This is a genomic window from Microbacterium sp. SY138, assembly GCF_039729145.1.
GTDB classification, from domain to species: Bacteria; Actinomycetota; Actinomycetes; order Actinomycetales; family Microbacteriaceae; genus Microbacterium; species Microbacterium maritypicum_A.
In genome coordinates this window covers 1,715,768-1,738,826 of sequence record NZ_CP155793.1, presented here as the reverse complement: position 1 = coordinate 1,738,826, position 23,059 = coordinate 1,715,768, and the positions used below count along the sequence as shown (strand labels likewise).

The window sequence follows — 23,059 nt, the reverse complement described above, 5'->3', positions numbered from 1 at the left end:
CGACCCTGGAGCCTCATGTCTCGTCTTTCCCTCGCGCCCCGCATCCGCTATCTGATGGGACGTGCCCGCCGCATCGACGTCGGATCGGTGGTGGAACGCGCCAAGGAGGCATCCGCTCAGCATCACAAGGCCGTCCCCGCCATCGTCGTGGACATGCTCTGGTCGGCCGCGCGCCACAACGTCGGGTTCCAGGACTACATCGACTACGACTTCGCGATGCTGACGAAGGCCGAGCGCGACACCTACATGACGCATCCCGTCTCGAACCAGCTCTCGCAGCGGTATGACCACCCTGACTACCGCTGGATCTTCCAGGACAAGGTCGAGTTCGACAAGCAGTTCTCCGACCACCTGCACCGCGAATGGATGGTCGTCGACCAGGGCAACGCCGACGCGGTGCGCGAGTTCACACAGCGACTCGGCACGATCGTCACGAAGGAACCTGTGGGACAGGCCGGAACCGGAGTGCATCGCTATCACGCCGCCGACATCACCGACTGGAACGAGTTCCACCAGGGGCTCCTCGCTCGAGGCGAGCTGCTGATCGAAGAGGTGATCCGCCAGCACGACGCGCTTGCGGCCGTGTGCCCCGGCACGGTGAACACCACCCGCATCACGGCGTTCTTCGATGGTGAGAAGGCGCACATCCTCGCCATGGCCCAGAAGTTCGGTCGCGGTGCGGTGAGCGATCAGATGACCTTCGGCGGCTTCTACACGATGCTCGACGAGAACGGTCATGCCGTCGGTGCCGGGTACGACTCGCACGGGCACGTGCACGAGACGCACCCGGACTCGGGTTTCCGCATCGCCGACTTCCAGCTGCCCTACATGGACGAGGTGCGCGCGTTCATCGACGAGGTCGCCCGCGTCGTGCCCCAGGTGCAGTACGTCGGTTGGGACATCGTCGTCTCCCCGGACGGTCCCGTCCTCGTCGAGGGCAACTGGGGCGCCGGAGTCTACGAGAACAAGCCCAGCGTCACCGGTATCCGCACGGGCCACAAACCTCGGTACCGCGAAGTCATCGGTTTCTGAGACAGAGATGACGAAGGCCCCGGATGCCGAGCATCCGGGGCCTTCGTCGTCGTTCTGAGCGGATCAGATGACAGAGGTCAGACTGCGCGGACGATGCCGAGCGGTGTGGACTCGAGCCCCTGTCCGAGCGGGTTGTCCCCGAGGATCTTGACCAGACGACGCTCGCCGTCCTTGTCGAGCGTCGACCCGAGGATGTTGCCGCCGAGGTCGTTGATATCGACCACTGCCACTTCTGCCTGGCCACCGATCAGTGCCTTCAGCCGCGCGGCCACGCCGTCGGGATCCTTCGGTCCGAGCACGACAGCCTCGTTGTACGGAGGGATGGTGTGCTTGGTGGGACCGTCGATGGCCCGCGCCTTGTCACCCGCGATGCGGTAGAAGTCACCACGACGACCGAACGCCTTGGTGACCGCTGCCACGGCCGACGCGAACAGGATCCGCGGAGTGCCGCATTCCCGCAGCGCCATCTCCATCGTCTCCGGCATGCCGAGCCCGATGCCGTACGGCGTGCGGGTGACGTACTTGGAGAGGAACAGGGCGAGCTTGCGCGGCTTGATCTCGTCGAGACGGTACGACCGCCCCTGGGTGATCGCCACGATCTTCTCGGTCACGAACAGCAGGTCGCCCGGCTGCACGGCGTCCTTGGCGTACTCCGTGATGATCGCATCGAGGTCGTCCTCGGGCATGACCACACGGGTACGCAGCGGGATACGCGCATAGCTCTTGCCGTCGACGCTCGCCTCGAGCGCCTTGCCGTCGTTCGCCTGGCTCATTCGAGGTAGTCCCGCAGGGACTGCGAACGGCTCGGGTGCCGGAGCTTCGCCATGGTCTTCGACTCGATCTGACGGATGCGCTCACGCGTCACGCCGAAGGTGTCGCCGATCTGGTCGAGAGTCTTCGGCTGACCGTCGCCCAGGCCGAAGCGCATCCGGATCACGCCGGCTTCGCGCTCGGAGAGCGAGTCGAGCAGCTGCTCCAGCTGACGCTGCAGCATGGTGAAGCCCACCGCGTCGGCCGGAACCACGGCCTCGGTGTCCTCGATCAGGTCGCCGAACTCGCTGTCGCCGTCTTCACCCAGCGGCGTGTGCAGCGAGATCGGCTCGCGGCCGTACTTCTGCACCTCGACGACCTTCTCGGGCGTCATGTCGAGCTCACGGCTGAGCTCTTCCGGCGTGGGTTCGCGGCCGAGATCCTGCAGCATCTGACGCTGCACTCGCGCGAGCTTGTTGATGACCTCGACCATGTGCACCGGGATGCGGATCGTGCGGGCCTGGTCGGCCATCGCACGGGTGATCGCCTGGCGGATCCACCACGTGGCGTACGTCGAGAACTTGAAGCCCTTGGTGTAGTCGAACTTCTCGACCGCGCGGATGAGGCCGAGGTTGCCCTCCTGGATCAGGTCCAGGAACTGCATGCCGCGGCCCGTGTAGCGCTTGGCGAGCGAGACGACGAGTCGGAGGTTCGCGCCGAGCAGGTGGCTCTTGGCACGCTGTCCGTCGCGGGCGACCCACTGCAGGTCGAGTCCGAGCTGGCTCGTCTTCTCGGCCGCGGTCATCGCCGACAACTTCTCCTCGGCGAACAGACCCGCCTCGATGCGCATAGCGAGCTCGACCTCTTCGGCCGCGTTCAGGAGCGCGACCTTTCCGATCTGCTTCAGGTAGTCCTTGACAGGGTCGGCAGTCGCACCGGTGATCTGCGTCGAGTAGACGGGAACGTCTTCATCGTCGTTCGACGAGATGACGATCGCGCCGGTCGGCAGCGGCTCGGTGAACTTCGGCTTCGCGTCCTCGTCCTCGTCGTCCTCGACCGCAGCAGCGGCGGGGGCCTCGTCTTCTTCGACGACGTCCTCGGACTTCTTCTTCTTGACGGGGGCGCGCTTCGCGGCAGCACGCTTCGCCGCGCTCAGGGGCGCGGGCTTCTCGGGCGCATCGGCCTCGACCGGAGCGTCGGCGGTCGTCTCTTCGGCAGCCTTCTTCGTCCGGGTGTTCTTCGTCGTGGCAGGAGTCACGTTTCGCCTTTCACGGAGCTGCTGTGTAGCCCCGGGACATTTCGGACACTAGTAAGACCCTTGTCAAGTCCAGCGCTCGAAAACACTGATTGACAACGGGTCAGAGTCCTAGTATCGCACACGTGTGGCGATGCGGATGCATTACGACGAAGTTCTCGCGGATCCGTGTCAGTTGCGACCGGGCTTGTCCTCGTCGCCCGACGGACGCGACGCCAGGTAGCGCTCCAGTTCCGCAGCGAGCTCGTCGGCGCTGGGAAGGTCCCGCTCACTGAACCCGCCCTCGTCGTACGAATCGTCATCGGGATTGCGTCCCGCCATGTACGCGTCATATCGGCGCTCGAGGTTGTGCACCATCTGCTGCAGCTCATCGTTCCCGGCGACCTGCTCGTCGACGCGCGCCAGGTAGTCCTCGCGGCGCTCCTGAACGGCGTCCAGCATCAGCACCAGACCGGTCGAGGCCATCAGCCTCTCTGCCGCGGCGATCACCGCTTCTGGATTCTCGGTCTCGGCGAGGTAGTGCGGCACGAGGAGCACGAATCCGACGGCGGGGTCGCCGCGCTCGACGAACCGGAACTCGAGGAGGTGACCGGCGGTCGCCGGCACCTGGGTGCGCGGACGCCAGACGGAGTGCGCGACCGTGAGCTCACGGCGATTGCCGCTCACGGTTGTACCGATCGGACGTGTGTGCGGAACAGGCATGGCGATCGAATGCACCCAGTGCAGTCCCGACACCTCGAACTCCGCCGCCAGGGCGAGGACGGTGCTCGCGAAGCGGTTCCACGCGAAGTCGGGCTCGTACCCGGCGAGGAGCAGGAAGGGACGACCGAGCGCGTCCGTCGCAAGCGACAGCTCGAGACGCGGCGGCCGGAATTCGGTGAGATGGTCCTGGTCGAAGGCGATCACCGGTCGACGGGCGCGATAGTCCAGCAGCGCATCGTTGTCGAACACCACGACGGTTTCCGGCGACGCGGTCTCCCTCAGGTGGTCGATCAGGCCGGACACCGCGCTGCCCGCGTCGGTGAAACCGGTGAGAAGGAGCACCAGGGGCAGGCCGTGCGGCACTGTCGGCGCATTCGCGACGCGTTCGTGGATCTCACCGGAGAAGGGCATGTGTCCATGCTACGAGCAGGGCTGGGGGCCGGGGCGCGGAGCATCATGCTGAGAGCGAACACGCGCCACGAGGGCGCGCGACCATGCTGCGACAGAGATCCTAGGATGGAGGCATGACGCTTCCCGTGCTCTCGCACACCACCGCTCAGTTCCCCGGAAGCGCTGCAGATGCCGCAGTGCTCGTCGTCGCCGCTCTCCCTGATTCGGCGGATTCACTGGCCGGTTATCCCGGCCTCGCCGATGCGTTGGCCGGTATCGGCTTCACCGGCTCCGCTGGATCGTTCGCACGCGTGTACGCCCCGGAGGTGACGTCGTTGCCGCTGGCCGTCGTCGGCGTCGGCAACGCGCCCGATCCCGCTGCGGTGCGCAATGCGACCGGGACAGCGCTGCGCACCCTCGCCGGTTTCGAGCACGTCGCCATCGCCCTCGCCGACGGCCTGGAGTCCTTCGCCGTGCCGGCAGCAGAAGGCGCCGTGCTCGGCGGACACAAATTCGACGGGTACCGCACGGAGAAGGGCAAGGCTCGCGCCACCACGATCACCCTGCACGCCGCCCTCGACGACGAGGACGCCGAGCATGCTCAGGTCCTCGGCGACGCCGTCGCCCTCGTCAAGGACCTCGTGAACGTTCCCGCCGAGTGGCAGAGCCCTGCCCAGCTCGCCCAGAGCGCTGCCGACAGCGTCGCCGACCTCGACGTCACGGTCGAGATCCTCGACGAGAAAGACCTCGCCGATCAGGGCTTCGGGGGCATCCTCGGCGTGGGGCAGGGCTCCGACCGCCCCCCGCGCCTGGTCCGCCTCGACTACTCCCCCGCCGACGCATCGCGACACATCGCGCTGGTCGGCAAGGGCATCACCTTCGACACCGGCGGGCTGTCGCTGAAGCCCGCCGCATCGATGGTCGGCATGAAGTTCGACATGGCCGGAGCAGCGACATCTCTCGCCGCGATCCGCGCGATCGCGACTCTCGGGCTCCCTGTCCACGTGACGGCCTGGCTCTGCATCACCGACAACATGCCCTCGGGCCGCGCTCTGCGCCCCGGCGACGTCATCCGCATCCTCGACGGCACCACGGTGGAGGTGCAGAACACCGACGCTGAGGGCCGCCTCGTCCTGGCGGACGGTCTGGTCGCCGCGAGCCGAGAGAATCCCGACGTCATCATCGACGTGGCGACCCTCACGGGTGCCATCGTCGCCGCGCTCGGCCACCGGCACACCGGTGTCTTCGGCGACGTCGAGACGGTCTCCGCGTTCATCTCCGCGACCGCACAGGTCGACGAACCGGCCTGGCACATGCCGCTGCCGGAGTACATGGAGGAGTCGCTCGAGTCCCCCATCGCCGATCTCCAGAACGCCAACATGGGCGACCGGATGGGCGGTGCCTCCTATGCCGGCCTGTTCCTGCGCCGGTTCGTCGGGCGCACGTCGGAGGCCGAGGACGCCCCGCGCATCCCCTGGGTGCACCTCGACATCGCGGGCTCCGGCGAACACGCCGGCGCCCCGTACGGCTTCACCGAGAAGGGCCCCACAGGGGCGATGGTCCGATCGATCGTCGCCTTCGCCGAAGCATCCCACACGGAGGCATGACATATGACAACCCACACCTTCGACATCGTCGTCCTGGGCGGCGGAAGCGGCGGCTATGCCGCTGCATTGCGCGCGAGTGAGCTCGGCAAGTCCGTCGCATTGATCGAGAAGGACAAGGTCGGCGGCACCTGCCTGCACCGCGGCTGCATCCCGACCAAGGCACTCCTGCATGCGGCCGAGGTCGCCGAGCATGTGCGCGATGCCGCGTCGGTCGGTGTGACGGCGTCCCTGGAAGGCATCGACCCCGTCGGCGTCCGCACGTATCGCGAGGGCATCGTCGCCAAGAAGTTCAAGGGTCTCGAAGGTCTCGTCAAAGCTCGCGGCATCACCACCGTCACCGGGCTCGGTCGACTGAATCCAGACCGCAGCATCAGCGTCGGCGATGACATCTACGTCGGTGCAGACGTCGTGCTCGCGACCGGTTCGTACAGCCGATCGCTCCCCGGCCTCGAGATCGGCGGACGGATCCTTACCAGCGAGCAGGCGCTCGCTCTGGACGTCGTCCCCGACCGCGTCCTGATCCTCGGCGGTGGTGTCATCGGCGTCGAGTTCGCGAGCGTCTGGCGCTCCTTCGGCTCCGAGGTCACCATCATCGAAGCGCTGCCGCACCTCGTCCCGAACGAGGACATCGCGCTCAGCAAGGGCCTGGAGAGGGCATTCCGCCGCCGTGGTATCCAGTACTCCCTCGGGACCCGCTTCCAGACGGCCACGCAGGACGACTCGTCCGTCACGGTCACGCTCGAGGACGGCAAGGAGTTCACGGCCGACTACCTGCTCGTCGCCGTCGGACGCGGGCCGGCGACGGCCGACCTCGGCTTCGCAGAGGCCGGTGTCACTCTGGACCGCGGCTTCGTGATCGTCGACGAAGACCTGCGCACCGGGGTCCCGGGGCTCTGGGCCGTCGGCGACATCGTCCCCGGCCTCCAGCTCGCGCACCGCGGATTCCAGCAGGGCATCGCCGTCGCCGAACGGATCGCCGGCCTCTCCCCCGTCAACGTTCCCGATCTGCAGATCCCCAAGGTCACCTATTCCAGCCCCGAGGTCGCGTCGGTCGGAGTTACCGAGGAAGTCGCCGCTACTGAACACGGCGCGGACGCGATCGTCGCCTACGAGTACAACCTCGCCGGGAACGGCAAGAGCGAGATCATCGGAACGGGTGGTCTCGTGAAGGTCGTCCGCCTCAAAGACGGCCCCGTCATCGGTGTGCACCTGCTCGGCGACCGTGTCGGCGAGCTCATCACCGAGGGGCAGCTCGCCGTCGCCTGGGAGGCGCACCCGGAGGACATCGCTCCCCTGATCCACGCGCACCCGACCCAGAGCGAGGCACTCGGCGAGGCCTTCCTCGCCCTGGCCGGCAAGCCCCTGCACGCCCTCTGAGCACCAACCGGTGCCCGAGTCACTAAGCTAGACAAGCGTCATACAACTTCCTGAAGGAGACTCAGTCATGAGCACATCCGTCGTCCTCCCCGCTCTCGGCGAGAGCGTCACAGAGGGTACGGTCACCCGCTGGCTCAAGCAGGTGGGAGACACCGTGCAGGCGGACGAGGGCCTGCTCGAGATCTCGACCGACAAGGTCGACACCGAGATCCCCTCCCCCGTCAGCGGCGTGATCGAGGAGATCCTCGTGGCCGAGGACGAGACCGTCGAGGTCGGCGCGCTCCTCGCGCGCATCGGCGATGGCAGCGCCGCGGCTCCGGCCGCAGATGCTCCCGCCGCCGCCGCACCCGCTGCGGAAGAAGCGCCAGCGGAGGCATCTCCCGCTGCCGAAGAGACCCCGGCTGCAGAGGCTCCGACCCCCGCCGCAGAAGCACCGGCGCCCGCCGCTGAGTCCGCACCTGCCGCACCCGCCGCACCCGCCGGCGATGCGACAGACATCGTGCTTCCCGAACTGGGCGAGAGCGTCACCGAGGGAACCGTCACCCGCTGGCTGAAGCAGGTCGGCGACACCATCGCCGTCGACGAGGCCCTTCTGGAGATCTCCACCGACAAGGTCGACACCGAGATCCCGTCGCCGGTCGCCGGCGTACTGCAGGAGATCGTGGCCGGCGAGGACGAGACCGTCGCGGTCGGCGCTGTGCTCGCACGTGTCGGTTCCGGAGCAGCGCCCGCTGCCGAGGCCCCTGCTGCTCCGGCACCCGCTGCTGCACCGGCCCCTGCCGCCGCACCCGCCGCTGCTGCTCCGGCGCCTGCCGCTGCTTCGGCGCCTGCCGCTGCACCGGCCCCGGCTGCTCCGGCACCCGCTGCTGCTCCGGCGCCTGCCGCTGCACCGGCCCCTGCCGCTGCTCCTGCTCCGGCGCCTGCCGCCGCTCAGCCCGCATCGAAGCTCGCGCTCCCCACCGAGAGCGACAACCTCTATGTAACCCCGCTCGTACGCCGACTGGCGTCGCAGCAGGGCGTGGATCTGGCTTCCGTCACCGGAACCGGTGTGGGCGGTCGCATCCGCAAGGAAGACGTGCTGAAGGCTGCGGAGACCGCGAAGTCGGCACCCGCTGCGGCAGCGGCGGCCCCTGCTCCGCTCGAGGTCTCGCCTCTTCGTGGGACGACCCAGCCGATGTCGCGTCTGCGCAAGGTCCTCGCCAAGCGCGCTGTCGAGTCGATGCAGCAGACGGCACAGCTGACCACGGTCGTCGAGGTCGATGTCACGGCCCTCGCCGACTACCGCGACAGCGTGAAGGCGTCGTTCCTCGAGAAGACGGGCGACAAGCTCTCCTTCCTGCCGTTCTTCGCTCTCGCCACGGCCGAGGCCCTGCAGGCGTTCCCGATCGTCAACGCGACGGTCGACGGTGAGAACATTGTCTACCCGGCCAGCGAGAACGTCTCGATCGCGGTCGACACCGAGCGGGGCCTGCTGACGCCGGTACTGCGTGACGCGGCGTCGAAGAACATCGCCCAGATCGCCCACGAGATCGCCGATCTTGCGGCACGGACCCGCGACAACAAGCTGAAGCCCGACGAGCTGGCCGGTGGAACGTTCACGCTGACCAACACCGGTTCGCGTGGTGCCCTGTTCGACACGCCGGTCGTGTTCTTGCCGCAGTCGGCGATCCTGGGCACCGGAACGGTCGTCAAGCGTCCGGGTCTCGTGAAGGTCGGAGGCACCGACGCGATCGCTGTCCGGTCGTACGTGTACCTCGCTCTCTCCTATGACCACCGCATCATCGACGGTGCAGACGCCGCCCGCTTCCTGGGCGCCGTGAAGGCGCGACTCGAGTCGGCACAGTTCGCCGCTCAGCTCGGCGCCTGACGGGCGAAGAGTCATCCTGGCTGGTCCGCGACGTCGTAGACGTCGCGGACCAGCCATTTCTCTCCTGTGCGGATGAGCACGACGATCGTCTGATCCGAACTCTCGTCTTCCTCCCCGCCCTCTTCCCCCTCCGCGCCTCCCTCCCGACCTGCCGATGCGAGGCGCACCACCGCGACGTCGCCGTATTCATCCACCAGTTCCGCGGCCGAGGGCGGCAGCCCGTCGAGGGCCTTCATCACTCGCGCGGCGTCGCCGGACACCGCGTCTGCGCACGAGATGTCTCCCGCGGCCCGACAATCCGCGATCGCGCGGAGGAGCGATGAGGCTGCCGCCACGGGATCGATGCCCGCGGCCGACTCCTCGGGCTCTGAGCCCTCGGGGGCTGAGTCCTCGCTCTCTTCCGGGGCACCGATCACGGAAGGCGAGGCCGCCGGAGACGCATCGTCGGGCGACGACGATGCCCGCGCCTGACCACTGCCACCAGACAGGTCAGCGCCCTTACCCGACGCTTCTCCCTCCGGCAGCAGCAGTCCGCCGGCAAGCACAAGCGCCGCAGCCGCGCCCGCGACGAGCAGGGAACGTCGACGCAGCTTCCCAGTCTCAGCGGATCGCCCACGGCGTACGCTCTGGCGACCGGTTCGCGAAGCCTGCGTTCCTCTCATGCGATCCACACGCGCAAGAACCTCGCCGATCGATGAGCGCATCGCATCGCCGATCGCCTCCCGCGCGCGGCTTCCGCGACGCGACCCCCTGCTCGGAGTCCGGTCCGCGCGCAGACGTCGCCCCCCTTCGTGAAGGCCAGAGACGTGCGGAACGACGGCACGGGCGACGTCCCGCGCTCGTTCCGCAGCATGGATCTCGCGTTTGAGCGGCTGCGGCGCGGCGACGTCGAGCATCGACTGCTCCCACGCCTCGGTGAGCCTGCGGGGCAGACGCGGCTGGGCGATGACCTTCCGCAGGGCCTCCTCGATCGCACCGGTCGCGCGTCTGAGCACTTTGTCTGAACTGCGCTCCGCCAGCTGTTCCAGGATCTCCACGGTCCCCGCCCTCGCGTCCGTGCCGTCCCCCAGCACGAACACCGGTCGCCCGCCATCCGTCAGCCACCATGCCCCGGTGCGCATGCCGTCGATGCCCTCTCCCAACTCGTCGAGTCCCCGCAGGAGACTGACGACGAGAGTGGTGGTTTCGCCCGGCGTGATGCCCCCTCCTCCCACCGAACGGCGGCCCAGGAAGCTGCTCACACGCTCGGTGCACCACGGAAGCAACACGTCGTGCCCTCCCTGGCGCCGGACGACATCGATCGGCGCAGCGATGTGTTCGGCGCCGGAGAAACCCCATCCCACCCACCCGCCGAGCGCCGCCGCTTCCACTCTCACGGCGACGCCGTCCCCGTTCGTGACGAGAGTGCCGGGGAAGGGCCCCTCCGTCGCATCGAGCGTTCTCACCACGCGATGCGCGCCCGGTACGAGCGGCCCGCCCCGGCCGTCGTCGATCGCGATGTCTTCCATTGCTCCATCACAGCGCAGACCTCAGCCCGATCCCGGTGCCCGGGGATGATCGCGACGGATTCCGCCGAATCCTCTGATGTGCAGGAGTGGTGGCGCCGGTCCCCTCCGCTTCGCGCGAACGCCGACATCAGGAGGCTCCGGGACTCGGTAGGCTGGTCCTCATGGCAAAGCGTGCTCCTGAACCCGAAAAGCGTCCTGGGTTCTTCTCCCAGATCAAGTCCCTCTTCCGGTTCACACGTGAGGCATACTCCTGGTTGCCGTGGGCGCAGGCTGCCATCCTCATCGGCGGCGTGCTGCTCGGCCTCGTCGCCGGCTATCTCATCCCGCCCTTCCAGATCTGGACGCTCGTCCTCTGGGGGATCACCGGTCTCATGCTCGGCATCCTCGGTGCCCTGTTCCTGATGACGCGCCTCTCGACCTCCGCCATGTACAGCAAGATCGACGGCATGCCCGGCGCCACCGGACACGTGCTCAGCACGAGCCTCGGGCGCAGCTGGCAGGCATCCGAGACTCCCGTCGGCATCAACCCGAAGACCCAGGAGGCTGTGTACCGCACCATCGGGCGCGGAGGCATCGTCATCGTCGGTGAAGGTGCACGCGGCCGATTGACGCGTCTCGTGAACGAGGAGCGCAGCAAGGCACAGCGTGTCGCGCACGGCGTCCCGGTCACCGTCCTCTACGTCGGTCACGGCGACGACGAGGTGGCGATCGCCGATCTCTCGAAGACGATCAAGAAGCTCCCGAAGGCGATCGACAAGGCCACGATGGCCGCCGTCATCCGCCGCGTGGACTCCGTCTCTCAGTCGCTGTCATCGCTGCCGATCCCGAAGGGCATCGACCCGACCAAGGTGCGCTCCCAGCGTCCTCGTTGACTCTCCGCACCTCAGAAGCACCGAGCGCGGCCATCCTCCTGCGAGGGTGGCCGCGCTCTCTTTCACTCGGAGAGAGGCTGTCGCGGCAGCCTGCGGACTTTGGCGCGCCGACGACGACGCTCAGGAACCATGGAGCGCATCTCGTCGAGCTTGCCGAAGCAAAACAGCCGGTCATCGGCTTCCAGGACGACGTGCTTGCGCGGGTTGGGAATGACACTGACTCCTCGGTGCAGCGTGAGGACCGTGATGTCGCGTTCCCAGAGCCCGGCCTCCCCCAGGGTCTTCCCGACGAGGTCGACCGCGCCGTGGACCATCAGCTCGGCGACGCCATAGCCCGTCGAGACGGTGAGACGCTGACGCACGTCGATCTCGGGGAAGGCGACCTGACCGGCGATGTAGTCGATGATGGCGCCGGCGACGTCGAGCTTGGTGGCCGTCTCGATGCCCTGCAGCCCGGGTGAGGAGTTGACCTCCATGACGAGCGGGCCGTCGTCCCCCTCGAGCATGTCGACACCGGCCACACGCAGGCCCATGATCTGGGCCGAGCGCACGGCCGCACGCTCATAGACCGGATCGAGCTCGATGGCCTCGACCGATCCGCCACGGTGCACGTTGGATCGGAACTCGTCACCGGCCGCCGATCGTCGCATCGCCGCGACGACACGGTCACCGACGACCAGCGCCCGGATGTCGCGACCGCGGCTCTCCGAGATGAACTTCTGGATGAGCACGTTCTGCTTGGTGGAGTGCAGGGTCTCGATGATGGCCTCGGCGACCTTCACCTGAGGGGCGAGGATGACCCCGATCCCCTGTGTGCCTTCCAGGAGCTTGATCACGACCGGAGCCCCGCCCACGCGTTCGATCGCCGGACGGACGTCGGCGCGGTTGCGCACGAACGCGGTCGGCGGCATCGCGATGTTGTGGCGCGAGAGGATCTGGTTCGCTCGCAGCTTGTCACGTGCGCTCGAGATCCCGTTCGCCGTGTTCGGCGTGTAGACGTCCATCTGCTCGAACTGGCGCACGACGGCCGTGCCGAAGTACGTGATCGAGTTCCCGATGCGCGGGAGGATCGCGTCGTAGTCGCTGAGCTGGCGACCCCGGTAATGCAGGTCCGGTTCCTCGGCGGTGAGATCGATCGCGAAGCGCAGAGTGTTGAGCACCTTGACGTTGTGTCCGCGTTGAAGCGCGGCTGCACGCAGCCGCTGGGTGGAGTACGCCTGCGGCGCGCGGGAGAGCACTGCGATCTTCACGGGGGATTTTTCCTGCCAGGATGTATCAGGTGAGTAGGACTACCCCCCATTCAAACACCCTTACGGGGTGGCGAGAATGGGTGAGCCTGCCCGATCTCGGAGTGGACTGGCTGAAGGCCAAGATCGACACGGGTGCGCGCACGTCGTCTCTGCATGCTTTCGACATCGTGGAGTTCGAACAGGACGAGCAGCCGTGGGTGCGGTTCAAGGTCAAGCCCTGGCAGGACAGCCAGGAGGACGCGGTCGTCGTCGAATGCCCGATCCATGATCGTCGTGCGGTGCGGAGCTCGTCCGGGCACGCCCAGGAACGCCTCGTGGTCGAGCTGCTGATCCGGCTGGTGGACCGCGAGGTGCTGGCGGAGGTCACCCTGAGCAACCGCGACGAGATGGGCTTCCGGATGCTCATCGGCCGGGAGGCGCTGCGCCGCGGCTACGTGGTCGACCCCGCCCGCTCGTTCCTCGGCGGACGAGCCCCGCGCGAAGCACGTCGGCGCAACCGCGGGCGAGACTGACGGCAGCCCGCCGCAGGTCAGGTGCGGATCAGAACCGTGCCGACGGCCTTGTCGTGGAGACCGCGCTGATCGGCATCCCAGATCACCGCAGGCACGACGACCACGAGCAGAAGCGTGCGGACGATCGGACGCCACAGACCGACCCAGCTCCCGTCCATGCGAGCAAGACGCATGCCGAGGATACGGTGTCCCGGGCTGCCGCCGGCGGTCGGGATGAAGACGATCTGCAACACGGCGAACACCAGCATCGGAGCGAACTGGCTCAGGCCGGCTTCCGTCGGCAGTGCGAACTGGTTGAATCCGAGGAATCCGGTCGCGATGATCGTCGCCGCGGTGTAGTCGATCAGGAGCGCTCCGATGCGGCGTCCGGGACGGGCGATGCTCCCGGAGCCGGATTCGGGGAGTCCGAGTCGTTCACCGGGGTATGTGTTCACAGCATCCGTCACTCCCCCAGCCTACCGAGCGCGAAATGCCGCTCTGACGCCCTCGCGCCTGTAACACGCCCGAAACAAAGCGGATACCGTAGAGAAATCCCCCGTCCGTACTCTGCAGAGTGGCCGTGAAGCCATCGATCCGCATTACAGGAGTCGTACATGTTCAAAGATTCGTCCGAGGTACTGAGCTACATCAAGGAGAACGACGTCAAGTTCCTTGACATCCGCTTCACCGATCTCCCGGGTGTTCAGCAGCACTTCAACATTCCTGCATCGACGGTCGACGAGGCTTTCTTCACCGACGGCCAGCTGTTCGACGGCTCGTCGATCCGCGGCTTCGCGAGCATCCACGAGTCCGACATGCAGCTCATCCCCGACGTCACGACGGCGTACGTCGACCCGTTCCGCGAGGCGAGCACGCTCGTCATGCTGTTCGACATCTACAACCCGCGCACCGGCGAGATCTACTCGAAGGACCCGCGTCAGGTCGCCAAGAAGGCCGAGAAGTACCTGACCTCGACCGGCATCGCCGACACCGCCTTCTTCGCCCCCGAGGCCGAGTTCTACATCTTCGACGACGTCCGCTACAACGTCACGTCCAACTCCAGCTTCTACAGCGTCGACTCGGAAGAGGGCGCCTGGAACACCGGTCGCGAAGAAGAGGGCGGAAACCTCGGCAACAAGACCCCGTACAAGGGTGGGTACTTCCCGGTCAGCCCGGTCGACAAGACAGCCGACCTGCGTGATGACATCACCCTCAAGCTGATCGACGCCGGGTTCATCCTCGAGCGCTCGCACCACGAGGTCGGCACCGGCGGCCAGCAGGAGATCAACTACCGCTTCGACACGATGGTGCACGCGGCGGACGACATCCTCAAGTTCAAGTACATCGTCAAGAACACCGCCGAGGAGTGGGGCAAGGTCGCGACCTTCATGCCCAAGCCCCTCTACGGTGACAACGGCTCGGGCATGCACACCCACCAGTCGCTGTGGAGCGACGGCAAGCCGCTGTTCTACGACGAGGCCGGCTACGGTCAGCTCAGCGACATCGCGCGCTGGTACATCGGTGGCATCCTGGCGCACGCGCCGGCCCTGCTCGCCTTCACCAACCCGACCCTGAACAGCTACCACCGCCTGGTCAAGGGCTTCGAGGCTCCGGTGAACCTGGTCTACTCGGCCGGAAACCGCTCCGCCGCGATCCGCATCCCGATCACGGGCTCGAACCCCAAGGCAAAGCGCATCGAGTTCCGTGCCCCCGACGCCTCCGGCAACCCGTACCTCGCCTTCGCCGCGCAGCTGATGGCAGGACTCGACGGCATCAAGAACCGCATCGAGCCGCACGAGCCGGTCGACAAGGACCTCTACGAGCTTCCGCCCGAGGAGGCCAAGGACATCCCGCAGGTTCCGAACTCCCTGCTCGACTCGCTCGACGCGCTGGCGGCCGACCACCAGTTCCTCCTCGAGGGCGGCGTGTTCACCAAGGAGCTCATCGAGACCTGGATCTCCTACAAGTACGAGAACGAGATCCTGCCGATGGCGCAGCGTCCGCACCCGTTCGAGTACGAGCTGTACTTCGGCGTCTGACGACCGCGGAGCATCACGAAGAGCCCGTCCCCGCTTCTGCGGGGACGGGCTCTTCTGCGGTGGGGGTGGCGGCGCGGGGCCTCACTCAGATCGTTTCGGGCCGGGGCGCGACCCACGTGCCGTCGAGCACGGACAGGCGCGGTCGGTAGAGGCGCAGTGTGTAGTTCCACCCCGGCATGACGACCAGCGCGTTCGTGAGGCCGGCAGGGTGCGCACCGAAGTGGATGGTGATCCCGCCGTCGTCGTCCGCGGTCGCCGTCAGGCTGTTGATACTGTTCACCCCGAGCTCGTTCTCCTCGAAGTAGCCGGCGGCGTTGTAGAGCGAGACGGACCAGAAGGCGTCGACGGGAACGTCCGTCAAACGCAGACGATAGTCCCCGACCGGCAGGCCCTCGTCAACGCTGATGTAGGTCGCCTCGTACTCGGGCAGGCCGCCCCATCCGCCGGCGACGCCCAGCAGGTGCATGACGGGATCCACTTCCTCCCTCGTGCCGAACGCACGATCGTAAGTCGAGACGCCGCGCCCGAGAGTGAGCAGAGCACCACGGGTCTCCGACTGCGACGGCTCGTCGTACTCAGGCAGCGGGAACTCCCCCGATCCGCCGCCCACGAGACGAAGAGCGTCCTGGAGGCGATTCACCTCGGCGATGTCTTCGGCGTCGTTCGGGTCGACGAGGATGCGGACCAGGACCGCCGCGTGGTCGGTTCCGACGGCTGCGCGTGTGAGCGCATGGGCGCCGGGCTCGCGTAACAGGAACGGCGCGTAGTGATCCTGATTCACGACAAAGGCGGAGATGTAACGGCCACCCGTGTCGGGCAGCGTGAGCGTGACTCCTTCGCGCACATCGATGATGGCGCTGCTGTAGAGAGTGTCCCGGTTCTGCCGGATGATGGGCTGATCGTCGAGCGACTTCAGCTCTCGCGTGTGATTCCAGGTCCCGAGCGTGCTCCCGGCGGCGAGCCGGGAGAACATCAAGTCGGACTCGGCACGAGCGAAGTTGCGGACGTTCACCTTCGTGGCTGACATGTCATTCCTTTCTCTCGCGGCACAGACTCACCGCGAAGCATGGGTCGGGGTCGGATGGCCGGCCGTGACACGGTCCGGCAGCGCGGACCTCGTTGCGATTCTGTTCGCCCGGTCGCTCCCCGGACGCACGCGTCATCCTCATCGGATGAGATCTGCCTGCCCCACCAACATCACGGATTCCCACGCCGATATCGTTGTCCCGTGATCGATGCCGTCCGCGAGGCCCCTTCTCCCAGCGATCCGGCACTCGCCCGCGCGGCGCTGCGCCGGAACTGGCTCCGTCTCATCCTCGAATCCCGCACCCGAGATCTCGAGCAGCTCTGCCTCGCCCACCCCGAGCCGCACGACCCGCACGTCCTCCTCATCCGTGCCTGCTGCCGCGACCTCCTCGGCGATTCCCACGGTGCCACGTTCCTTCGCGGCCAAGGAATGCGCATCGCTGACGATGACTTCGTGGTCTGCTTCACCGAGCTCCTCCTCGCTGCCGACACCCTGACGAAGGCCACGGTCGCCGATCGCGCTCGAGAAGCTCTGACCGAGTGCGGGCCCGACGACGACTATCCCTCGGCGCTCTTCCTCCTCGGCTGGACGGAAGTGCGCCTCCGTCGCGACCTCTCCGGTGCCATCGGCCTCCTGCGCTCAGCCTCAGACGAAGCCCGCTTGCGCGGGCGGCCGGAGACCTATCGCCTCGCCCAGTCCAATCTCGCCTTCGCCTTGACCCACGCCGGTCTCTTCACCGATGCCGAGCAGACGCTCGATGCGCTTCCCGTCTCGTCCTCGCCGTCGGACTGGGACATCTTCGAGGGCGGGCTCCCCCAGGCGAACCGCGGCACCATCGCATACTGGCGAGGCGACTACGACGAAGCGATCGCCCACCTCGAACAAGCAGTGGACGACGGCGCTCCCGGCAACAACTTCGAAGCCCTCGCCCGGCTGTACCTGGTCATGAGCATCATCGCGCTCAGGCGCGAAGACCGATACTTCGCCGCGGCCGGCCTGCTCCACGGGGTGAGCAAGGACGATAAGCACGGCATCCCCTGGGACACGCTGCGCCGCGTGATCTCCGCACTGCTCGCGCACGCCGAGGGACACGACGACCGCGCTCGAACCATCGCGGCGCCGGCACTCGCCCGCCCCGGTGCCGCCGTCGCCCACGCGGTGCTCGCGGAGCTCTATCGTGTCCTCGAAGAACCCGCGTCGGCTGCGCAGGCGCTGCGGCTGGCGACATCGGGCGCGCTGCCACGCTACGCGCGGGCGAGCACGCTCGTCACTGCAGCGGCCCTGCGCTCCACCGCAGGGCATGGAGCGGACGCGCACGAACAGCTCGACAGAGCCCTCGAATCCGCAGCCCCCGAGCGGATCCTCACTCCATTCCTCTCGGATGATCCGCTCATCGGCGATCTCCTGATCGCCCATGCCCACCGCGGATCCCGCCACGATGAGTTCCTCGGAACGATTCTCGAACGACGGGGAGAGCTGGCCCGACGACGGACGGGCGTCCTCACCCCGCGCGAGAGCGAAGTCCTCGCATACCTGCGCACGACGATGACCGCCGAAGAGATCTCCACGCGTCTGGGGGTCGCCTATCCCACCGTCAAGACCCACATCCGCTCCATCTATCGCAAGCTCGGCGTGACCTCGCGACGGGGGGCCGTCCTCACCGCCGACGCGAGGTGAGGAATCAGACGTCGCCACGCCGCGCCACCGGCTTGACCGCGCGGGATCCAGGGTGATCAACTGGTGAGTCTGACCATCGACCGGGGGAATCATGCGCCGTAGAAGAGTGACCGCGAACACCGAGCTGCGCGCGTCGGCGGAGCCGCGTTCATCGCAGCCGTCGAATGCGGTCGCCGCATACGCCAGGACCAACCCATTCATGTTCGGCCTGCTGGGCGCCCTCGGAGTCCTCGTGGCGCTGGGGATCGGCAGCGTCGTCGGGCAGCTCGCGACCGTGCTCGTCTACATCGGCGTCGCCGTGTTCCTCGCACTCGGGCTCGATCCGATCGTCACCTTCATCGAGAAGAAGCTCCCCCGCCCCGCGGCCGTCACCATCGTGGTCGCCGCGGTCATCCTGGCGTTCGCCGGCGTCATCCTCGCGATCGTCCCGCTGCTCGTCGAGCAGATCAGCAACCTGATCAAAGACGGACCGCAGATGATCAAGGACTTCATGGCCAGCGACTGGTTCAAGGACGTCAGCGGTCAGTTCGGCTCGACGATCGACGACGCCGTGCAAGGCATCCTCGGCTTCGTGCAGGACCCCAACAACTTCCTCGACATCGGGGGTGGTGTGTTCGCCGTGGGCGCGGGTATCGCCGGCGGCTTCACCGGGATCACGATCGTCCTGATCCTGACGCTGTACTTCATGGCGTCCCTGCGCAGCATGAAGCACGTGGCCGCCCGCTTCGTGCCCGCCTACCAGCGCGACACCTTCAGCGGCCTCCTCGAAGACGTCTCCGGCGCCGTGGGCCGCTACGTCATCGGCCAGGTGAGCCTCGCACTCATCAACGGCATCCTGAGCCTCATCTTCCTCAGCATCATCGGCGCCCCGGTTCCGGCCCTGCTCGCCCTGATCGCCTTCATCGGCTCGATGATCCCGCTGGTCGGCACGCTGACCGCGTCGATCATCAACTCGCTGATCTGCCTGTTCGTCTCTCCGCTGACCGCGCTGATCGCGATCATCTACTACCTCATCTACATGCAGATCGAGGCATACGTGCTGTCGCCGCGCATCATGAGCAAGGCCGTCGCCGTGCCGGGTGCGCTCGTCGTGATCGCCGCGGTGGCCGGCGCCGCGCTGGGCGGCATCCTGGGCGCCCTGGTCGCGATCCCCGTGGCCGCGAGCATCATCATCATCATCCAGAAGGTGACGTTCCCCGCGCAGGACCGCAAGATCGTCCCCCCGCCCGTCACCCGCTGACACGGGGACGGGACGGGGCGTTCGACCTCAGCGGACCAGGAGGGCGCCCGGCTCGACGCGCACGTCGAACGCGGTGACCTCGCCCATCTCCTCCCCGTCGATCTCGAACACGAGGGGCGTCTTCAGCTCGACCGAGATGCTCTCTACCGGAAGGTGGCGGGCGGACTCGGTGCTCACGGCCTCGTCGGTGGCACCGAAGAGACGGCGGATGCCGTTGTCCCAGACGAAGGAACGGAGCGTGTCGAGCCACTGCAGCGCACCGTCCGCGCTGATCATGAGCACGTCGAGCTTGCCGTCGTCGAGCACCGCATCGGGAAGCAGCCGGATGCCGCCCTGCACCATCCCGCAGTTGCCGATGAGCATGGTGTGTCCCCGCACGGCCACGGCCTTCTCCCCGTCGATCGCCAAAGTGATGTCGGTCATCTCGGTGCCGGCGAGTGCGCGGCCCATCGCCTCCACGTAGGCCAGCCAGCCGGCCTTGGACTTGAGGTCGTCGTCGGTCTCCACCAGCATCTGCGCATCGACGCCGAAGCCGACCATCACGGCGAAGGCGTGCTCGGTGCCGTCGTACGAGACCCAGCCGAGGTCGATCCGACGGGGCTCGGCGTCGCGCACGCGCTCCAACGCCGCCTTCACGTTGTTCAGCGGAACGTCGAGGTTGCGCGCAAGCAGGTTGCCGGTCCCCTGCGGCACGATCCCCAGTGCTGTGTCAGACCCCGCCAGGGACTCCGCGACGGCGCGTACAGTGCCATCGCCGCCGACGGCGATCACGATGTCGCGGCCGTCTTCGCGGGCCTCGCGAGCCATGCCCCGGCCCGGGTCCTCCGGAGTCGTCTCCCACCAGCGGATATCGTACTGAGCGTCGAACACGCCGCTCACGGCGGTCTGCAGGACCTCCTGCTCGACCTTCGAAGGGTTCCAGACGATGCCGATACGTGCGTGGGTCATATCGTCAGCTTGGGACACCTCGCCCGATACCGCAAACTCAGGGCGCGGACTCAGCCGTAGAAGAGCTGCTCGAAGGTCTTCCGTGCGCGTCGGGTGACCCCGAGGTAGTCCTCTTCGAGCTCGGTCGCCGATCGATCGGGGTAGCCCAGGAGCCTGCCGATCGCGTCGAGCTGCCGACGATCCGCCGGCAGCACGTCACTCGTCTGCCCCGTGAGCAGGGTGATCGCAGAGCGGAGACGGCTGGACAGGAGCCAGGCTTCACGAAGGCGCAGCGCGTCTTCCTCGGAGACGAGATCAGCCGCGACGGCAGCCTCGAGGGCACCGAGCGTCGACGTCGTGCGCAACCCGGGAACCGCGTGCGCATGCTGCAGCTGCAGCAGCTGCACCAGCCACTCCACGTCGCTGAGCGAGCCGGGACCGAGTTTCAGGTGACGCCGCGGATCGGCGCCCTGCGGCAGCCGCTCCCCCTCGACCCTGGCCTTGATCCGCTTGATCTCACGTGTGCCCTGCAGATCGACGGACTCCGGATAGCGGATCGTGTCGGCCAGGGCGGTGAACCGCGTGATCAGCTTCGCACTCCCGGCCACGCCGCGGGCGCGGAGCAGGGCCTGCGCCTCCCAGGACAGCGACCAGCGTCGGTAGTACTCCGTGTACGCCTCGATGGAGCGGACGACGGGCCCGTTGCGTCCCTCCGGTCGGAGGTCAGCATCGAGGTCGAGCGGAAGGCGGTGATCGGTCAGATGCTCCCGCAGGCCCGCCACGATCTGCGTCGCCAGCTTCTGAGCCCGCTGCGGATCGACGCCGTTCGCGTCGTACACGTAGAGGATGTCGGCGTCGGACCCGAAGCCGAGCTCGGCGCCACCGAACCGTCCCATCGCGATGACGGCGAAGTCCAACGCCTCGTCTTCGAGCGGGACCACCTCGCGGATCACCGCGCGCAGGGCGGCTTGAATCGTGGCCTCGGTGATCTCGGTGAGTGCGGTGGCCACCTCTTCGATGGTGAGGACGTCGAGGACTGCTCCCATAGCGGTGCGCAGGAGCTCACGCCGTCGCAGCGCCCTGACGGCGCGCAGCGCATCGCCGATGGACTCATGACGCGTCTGTATCGCACGAGCCTCCTCGTCGAGCGCTGCCGCGCCCCGAGGGCGCAGACGCCCCGTGCTGTCCAACCATGCCACGGATTCGGGGATCCACTCCAGGAGCTCCCCGACGTAGCGTGAGGATGACAACAGGCGGGTGAGACTCTCGGCGGCCCCTGAGGAGTCCCGCAGCATCCGCAGGAACCAGGGAGTGTCCCCGAGTCGCTCGCTGATGCGCCGGAATGCGAGGAGCGCATAGTCGGGGTCGCTGCCGTCCGCGAACCACCGCACCATGATGGGCATCAGGTGGCGTTGGATCGTCGCCTTACGGCTCAGTCCGCTCGTGAGGGCGCCGATGTGCCGGAGAGCTCCCGCCGGGTCACGGAACCCGATCGCCGCCAGGCGGTCGTGCGCCTGGGCTGCGGAGAGCGTGCGCTCCTCCTCCGGCAGCCCGGCGACGGCGCTGAGCAGCGGCCGGTAGAACAGGCGGGTGTGGATCTCGCGCACCTCGCGCCGCACGCTCTCCCAGCGCGCCCACACGCCCTCGCCGCTCTCGGCCAGTCCGGTGCCTCGCGCCAGGATCCGAAGACCGGCAGGAGTGCGCGGCATCAGATGCGTGCGGCTGAGCTCCCTGAGCTGGAGGCGGTGCTCCATGAGCCGCAGCAGACGATAGTCGTCGGCGAACGCGGCTGCATCGACGCGCCCGATGTAGCCGCCCTCGACGAGTGCGTCGAGACTCTCGAGGGTTCCACGCGTGCGCAGCGATTCGTCGGTGAGACCGTGGACCAGTTGCAGCAGCTGCACCGTGAACTCGATGTCTCGCAGACCGCCGGCTCCGAGCTTCAGCTGATACGGCGCATCCTCGGGATCGATGTGCTCCATCACGCGCTCCCGCATGCGCTGCACGCTCTCCACGAAGTCCTGTCGCGCCGCGCTCGACCAGATCTTCGGCTGCACCGCGGCGATGTACTCGCCCCCGAGCTCGGCGTCTCCCGCGATCGGACGGGCCTTGAGCAGCGCCTGGAACTCCCAGCTCTTCGCCCAGCGGTCGTAGTACGCGAGGTGCGACGCGAGCGAGCGGACCAGTGCACCCTGCTTGCCTTCGGGGCGGAGAGCGGCGTCCACCTCCCACAGCGGCGGCTCCACCTCGATGGCGTCGAGGTTGCGCATGGTCTCGCGCGCGAGTCGCGTGGCGATATCGATCGCCCGCGCCTCCGAGAGGATCTCCTCGTCGCTACTCCCGCCGACGAAGATCACATCGACGTCGCTGACGTAGTTCAGCTCGCGAGCCCCGGCCTTGCCCATCCCGATGACGGCGAGACGCGTCGCGGCCACTTCCGCACGGCCCATCGATGCCTGCAGTCTGGCCCTGGCGACGGCGAGCGACGCTTCGAGGGCGGCACCCGCGATGTCCGCCAGCGCCGCAGACACCGGTCCGACGATCGACTCCGGGTGCGGATGCGAGAGGTCATAGGCGGCGATAGCGGCGAGATGCCGACGATACGCGATTCTGATCGCGACGACCGCATCATCGTCGCCCGACTGCGCGAAGCCGTCTTCCGCGCCCACCGCAGCCAGCAGGCGCTCCTGCAGCTCCGCCGACGAGGGCAGCCCGACGATCGGCCCTTCCAGGACCGAGAGCTGATCCGGGTGGCGGAGGAAGAACTCGGCGAACCCTTCCGACGCGCCGAACACCCGCCATACCCGCCGACGGGTCTCCTCGTCGACCAGCAGCCGCCGCAACGGCTCCTCGTCGCGGCGCGCCACCCGCAGGAGTCCGCGCACCGCTGCATCGGGGTCGGCGGCGTCGGCCGCCTCGAGCAGGACCGAGCGCGGCTGATCCAGAATGGCCGCCAGCTCAGCGAGAGAGGCCGCGGCTTCACTCAACTCGGAGAAGCCGAGCCTCGCCAGCGCGGAGAGGGAGACCGAATCGTCAGGACGCGCCATC

18 protein-coding genes are annotated in these 23,059 nt (G+C 67.5%); 9 read left to right on the top strand and 9 right to left on the bottom strand.

What is annotated here, in order from left to right; all coding sequences use genetic code 11:
* Positions 1–15: 15 nt before the first annotated feature.
* Entirely contained in the window at positions 16–1,032 is a 1,017-nt protein-coding gene (locus ABDC25_RS08255; protein ID WP_021200692.1) for a sugar-transfer associated ATP-grasp domain-containing protein, read from the top strand.
* Between the two features lie 77 nt (positions 1,033–1,109).
* Here ABDC25_RS08255 and ABDC25_RS08250 read toward each other — a convergent pair whose 3' ends face one another.
* From ABDC25_RS08250 to ABDC25_RS08240, 3 genes are all read right to left on the bottom strand, one after another.
* The gene (locus tag ABDC25_RS08250) at positions 1,110–1,805 is read right to left on the bottom strand and encodes a coenzyme F420-0:L-glutamate ligase (protein ID WP_021200693.1); all 696 of its coding nucleotides are present in this window, start codon (positions 1,803–1,805) and stop codon (positions 1,110–1,112) included.
* On the bottom strand, positions 1,802–3,040 hold the full coding sequence (locus ABDC25_RS08245) for an RNA polymerase sigma factor (RefSeq protein ID WP_017830477.1): 1,239 nt from the start codon (positions 3,038–3,040) through the stop codon (positions 1,802–1,804). The genes ABDC25_RS08250 and ABDC25_RS08245 overlap by 4 nt, the downstream gene beginning before the upstream one ends.
* Before the next feature lie 168 nt (positions 3,041–3,208).
* A complete protein-coding gene (locus tag ABDC25_RS08240) occupies positions 3,209–4,150 on the bottom strand; it encodes a PAC2 family protein (protein ID WP_021200694.1) in 942 nt (313 codons plus the stop codon).
* Positions 4,151–4,263: 113 nt separating this feature from the next.
* On the opposite strand from ABDC25_RS08240, the gene ABDC25_RS08235 reads away from it, so the two are divergent.
* From ABDC25_RS08235 to sucB, 3 genes are all read left to right on the top strand, one after another.
* Positions 4,264–5,736: a leucyl aminopeptidase gene (locus tag ABDC25_RS08235; RefSeq protein WP_167254030.1), complete on the top strand. Its 1,473-nt coding sequence runs from the start codon at positions 4,264–4,266 to the stop codon at positions 5,734–5,736.
* Between the two features lie 3 nt (positions 5,737–5,739).
* Positions 5,740–7,113 carry a dihydrolipoyl dehydrogenase gene (gene lpdA, locus ABDC25_RS08230; RefSeq protein ID WP_347125771.1) on the top strand — a complete coding sequence of 458 codons (1,374 nt, stop codon included), beginning with the start codon at positions 5,740–5,742 and terminating at the stop codon, positions 7,111–7,113.
* A gap of 67 nt (positions 7,114–7,180) precedes the next feature.
* Entirely contained in the window at positions 7,181–8,980 is a 1,800-nt protein-coding gene (gene sucB, locus ABDC25_RS08225; protein ID WP_347125769.1) for a 2-oxoglutarate dehydrogenase, E2 component, dihydrolipoamide succinyltransferase, read from the top strand.
* A gap of 11 nt (positions 8,981–8,991) precedes the next feature.
* Here sucB and ABDC25_RS08220 read toward each other — a convergent pair whose 3' ends face one another.
* Positions 8,992–10,488 carry a hypothetical protein gene (locus ABDC25_RS08220; protein WP_167254026.1) on the bottom strand — a complete coding sequence of 499 codons (1,497 nt, stop codon included), beginning with the start codon at positions 10,486–10,488 and terminating at the stop codon, positions 8,992–8,994.
* Between the two features lie 161 nt (positions 10,489–10,649).
* On the opposite strand from ABDC25_RS08220, the gene ABDC25_RS08215 reads away from it, so the two are divergent.
* Entirely contained in the window at positions 10,650–11,360 is a 711-nt protein-coding gene (locus tag ABDC25_RS08215) for a DUF4191 domain-containing protein (protein WP_021200699.1), read from the top strand.
* Positions 11,361–11,422: 62 nt separating this feature from the next.
* Here the strand turns inward: ABDC25_RS08215 and ABDC25_RS08210 are convergent, their stop codons facing one another.
* Positions 11,423–12,610, bottom strand: a complete 1,188-nt coding sequence (locus tag ABDC25_RS08210) for a RimK family alpha-L-glutamate ligase (RefSeq protein ID WP_017830470.1) — start codon at positions 12,608–12,610, stop codon at positions 11,423–11,425.
* 20 nt (positions 12,611–12,630) lie between these two features.
* Here ABDC25_RS08210 and ABDC25_RS08205 point away from each other — a divergent pair, with 20 nt between their 5' ends.
* Positions 12,631–13,122, top strand: coding sequence for an ATP-dependent zinc protease (locus tag ABDC25_RS08205; RefSeq protein WP_029260308.1), 492 nt, complete (start codon positions 12,631–12,633; stop codon positions 13,120–13,122).
* 17 nt (positions 13,123–13,139) lie between these two features.
* On the opposite strand, the gene ABDC25_RS08200 is transcribed toward ABDC25_RS08205, so the two are convergent.
* Entirely contained in the window at positions 13,140–13,568 is a 429-nt protein-coding gene (locus tag ABDC25_RS08200; protein ID WP_029260307.1) for an RDD family protein, read from the bottom strand.
* 147 nt (positions 13,569–13,715) lie between these two features.
* On the opposite strand from ABDC25_RS08200, the gene glnA reads away from it, so the two are divergent.
* Positions 13,716–15,140 (top strand): type I glutamate--ammonia ligase, encoded by a 1,425-nt coding sequence (gene glnA, locus ABDC25_RS08195; RefSeq protein ID WP_021200702.1) that lies wholly within the window; start codon positions 13,716–13,718, stop codon positions 15,138–15,140.
* Between the two features lie 85 nt (positions 15,141–15,225).
* Here glnA and ABDC25_RS08190 read toward each other — a convergent pair whose 3' ends face one another.
* Complete coding sequence (locus ABDC25_RS08190) at positions 15,226–16,167, bottom strand: DUF1214 domain-containing protein (protein ID WP_347125765.1); 942 nt, start codon at positions 16,165–16,167, stop codon at positions 15,226–15,228.
* 201 nt (positions 16,168–16,368) lie between these two features.
* Here ABDC25_RS08190 and ABDC25_RS08185 point away from each other — a divergent pair, with 201 nt between their 5' ends.
* Positions 16,369–17,844, top strand: coding sequence for a LuxR C-terminal-related transcriptional regulator (locus ABDC25_RS08185; protein ID WP_347125763.1), 1,476 nt, complete (start codon positions 16,369–16,371; stop codon positions 17,842–17,844).
* A 91-nt stretch (positions 17,845–17,935) separates the two neighbouring features.
* On the top strand, positions 17,936–19,084 hold the full coding sequence (locus tag ABDC25_RS08180; protein WP_167254018.1) for an AI-2E family transporter: 1,149 nt from the start codon (positions 17,936–17,938) through the stop codon (positions 19,082–19,084).
* Between the two features lie 27 nt (positions 19,085–19,111).
* Here the strand turns inward: ABDC25_RS08180 and ABDC25_RS08175 are convergent, their stop codons facing one another.
* Both ABDC25_RS08175 and ABDC25_RS08170 read right to left on the bottom strand, forming a co-directional pair.
* The gene (locus ABDC25_RS08175; RefSeq protein ID WP_029260275.1) at positions 19,112–20,032 is read right to left on the bottom strand and encodes a diacylglycerol kinase family protein; all 921 of its coding nucleotides are present in this window, start codon (positions 20,030–20,032) and stop codon (positions 19,112–19,114) included.
* Positions 20,033–20,082: 50 nt separating this feature from the next.
* The gene (locus ABDC25_RS08170) at positions 20,083–23,058 is read right to left on the bottom strand and encodes a bifunctional [glutamine synthetase] adenylyltransferase/[glutamine synthetase]-adenylyl-L-tyrosine phosphorylase (RefSeq protein ID WP_029265070.1); all 2,976 of its coding nucleotides are present in this window, start codon (positions 23,056–23,058) and stop codon (positions 20,083–20,085) included.
* Position 23,059: the final 1 nt, after the last annotated feature.

Bases quoted from the DNA above. Each gene is read 5' to 3' on its own strand.
- ABDC25_RS08255 (WP_021200692.1), top strand. From the start codon at position 16: ATGTCTCGTCTTTCCCTCGCGCCCCGCATCCGCTATCTGATGGGACGT.
- ABDC25_RS08250 (WP_021200693.1), bottom strand. From the start codon at position 1,805: ATGAGCCAGGCGAACGACGGCAAGGCGCTCGAGGCGAGCGTCGACGGC.
- ABDC25_RS08240 (WP_021200694.1), bottom strand. From the start codon at position 4,150: ATGCCCTTCTCCGGTGAGATCCACGAACGCGTCGCGAATGCGCCGACA.
- ABDC25_RS08235 (WP_167254030.1), top strand. From the start codon at position 4,264: ATGACGCTTCCCGTGCTCTCGCACACCACCGCTCAGTTCCCCGGAAGC.
- lpdA (WP_347125771.1), top strand. From the start codon at position 5,740: ATGACAACCCACACCTTCGACATCGTCGTCCTGGGCGGCGGAAGCGGC.
- sucB (WP_347125769.1), top strand. From the start codon at position 7,181: ATGAGCACATCCGTCGTCCTCCCCGCTCTCGGCGAGAGCGTCACAGAG.
- ABDC25_RS08220 (WP_167254026.1), bottom strand. From the start codon at position 10,488: ATGGAAGACATCGCGATCGACGACGGCCGGGGCGGGCCGCTCGTACCG.
- ABDC25_RS08215 (WP_021200699.1), top strand. From the start codon at position 10,650: ATGGCAAAGCGTGCTCCTGAACCCGAAAAGCGTCCTGGGTTCTTCTCC.
- ABDC25_RS08205 (WP_029260308.1), top strand. From the start codon at position 12,631: ATGTATCAGGTGAGTAGGACTACCCCCCATTCAAACACCCTTACGGGG.
- glnA (WP_021200702.1), top strand. From the start codon at position 13,716: ATGTTCAAAGATTCGTCCGAGGTACTGAGCTACATCAAGGAGAACGAC.
- ABDC25_RS08190 (WP_347125765.1), bottom strand. From the start codon at position 16,167: ATGTCAGCCACGAAGGTGAACGTCCGCAACTTCGCTCGTGCCGAGTCC.
- ABDC25_RS08180 (WP_167254018.1), top strand. From the start codon at position 17,936: ATGCGCCGTAGAAGAGTGACCGCGAACACCGAGCTGCGCGCGTCGGCG.
- ABDC25_RS08175 (WP_029260275.1), bottom strand. From the start codon at position 20,032: ATGACCCACGCACGTATCGGCATCGTCTGGAACCCTTCGAAGGTCGAG.
- ABDC25_RS08170 (WP_029265070.1), bottom strand. From the start codon at position 23,058: ATGGCGCGTCCTGACGATTCGGTCTCCCTCTCCGCGCTGGCGAGGCTC.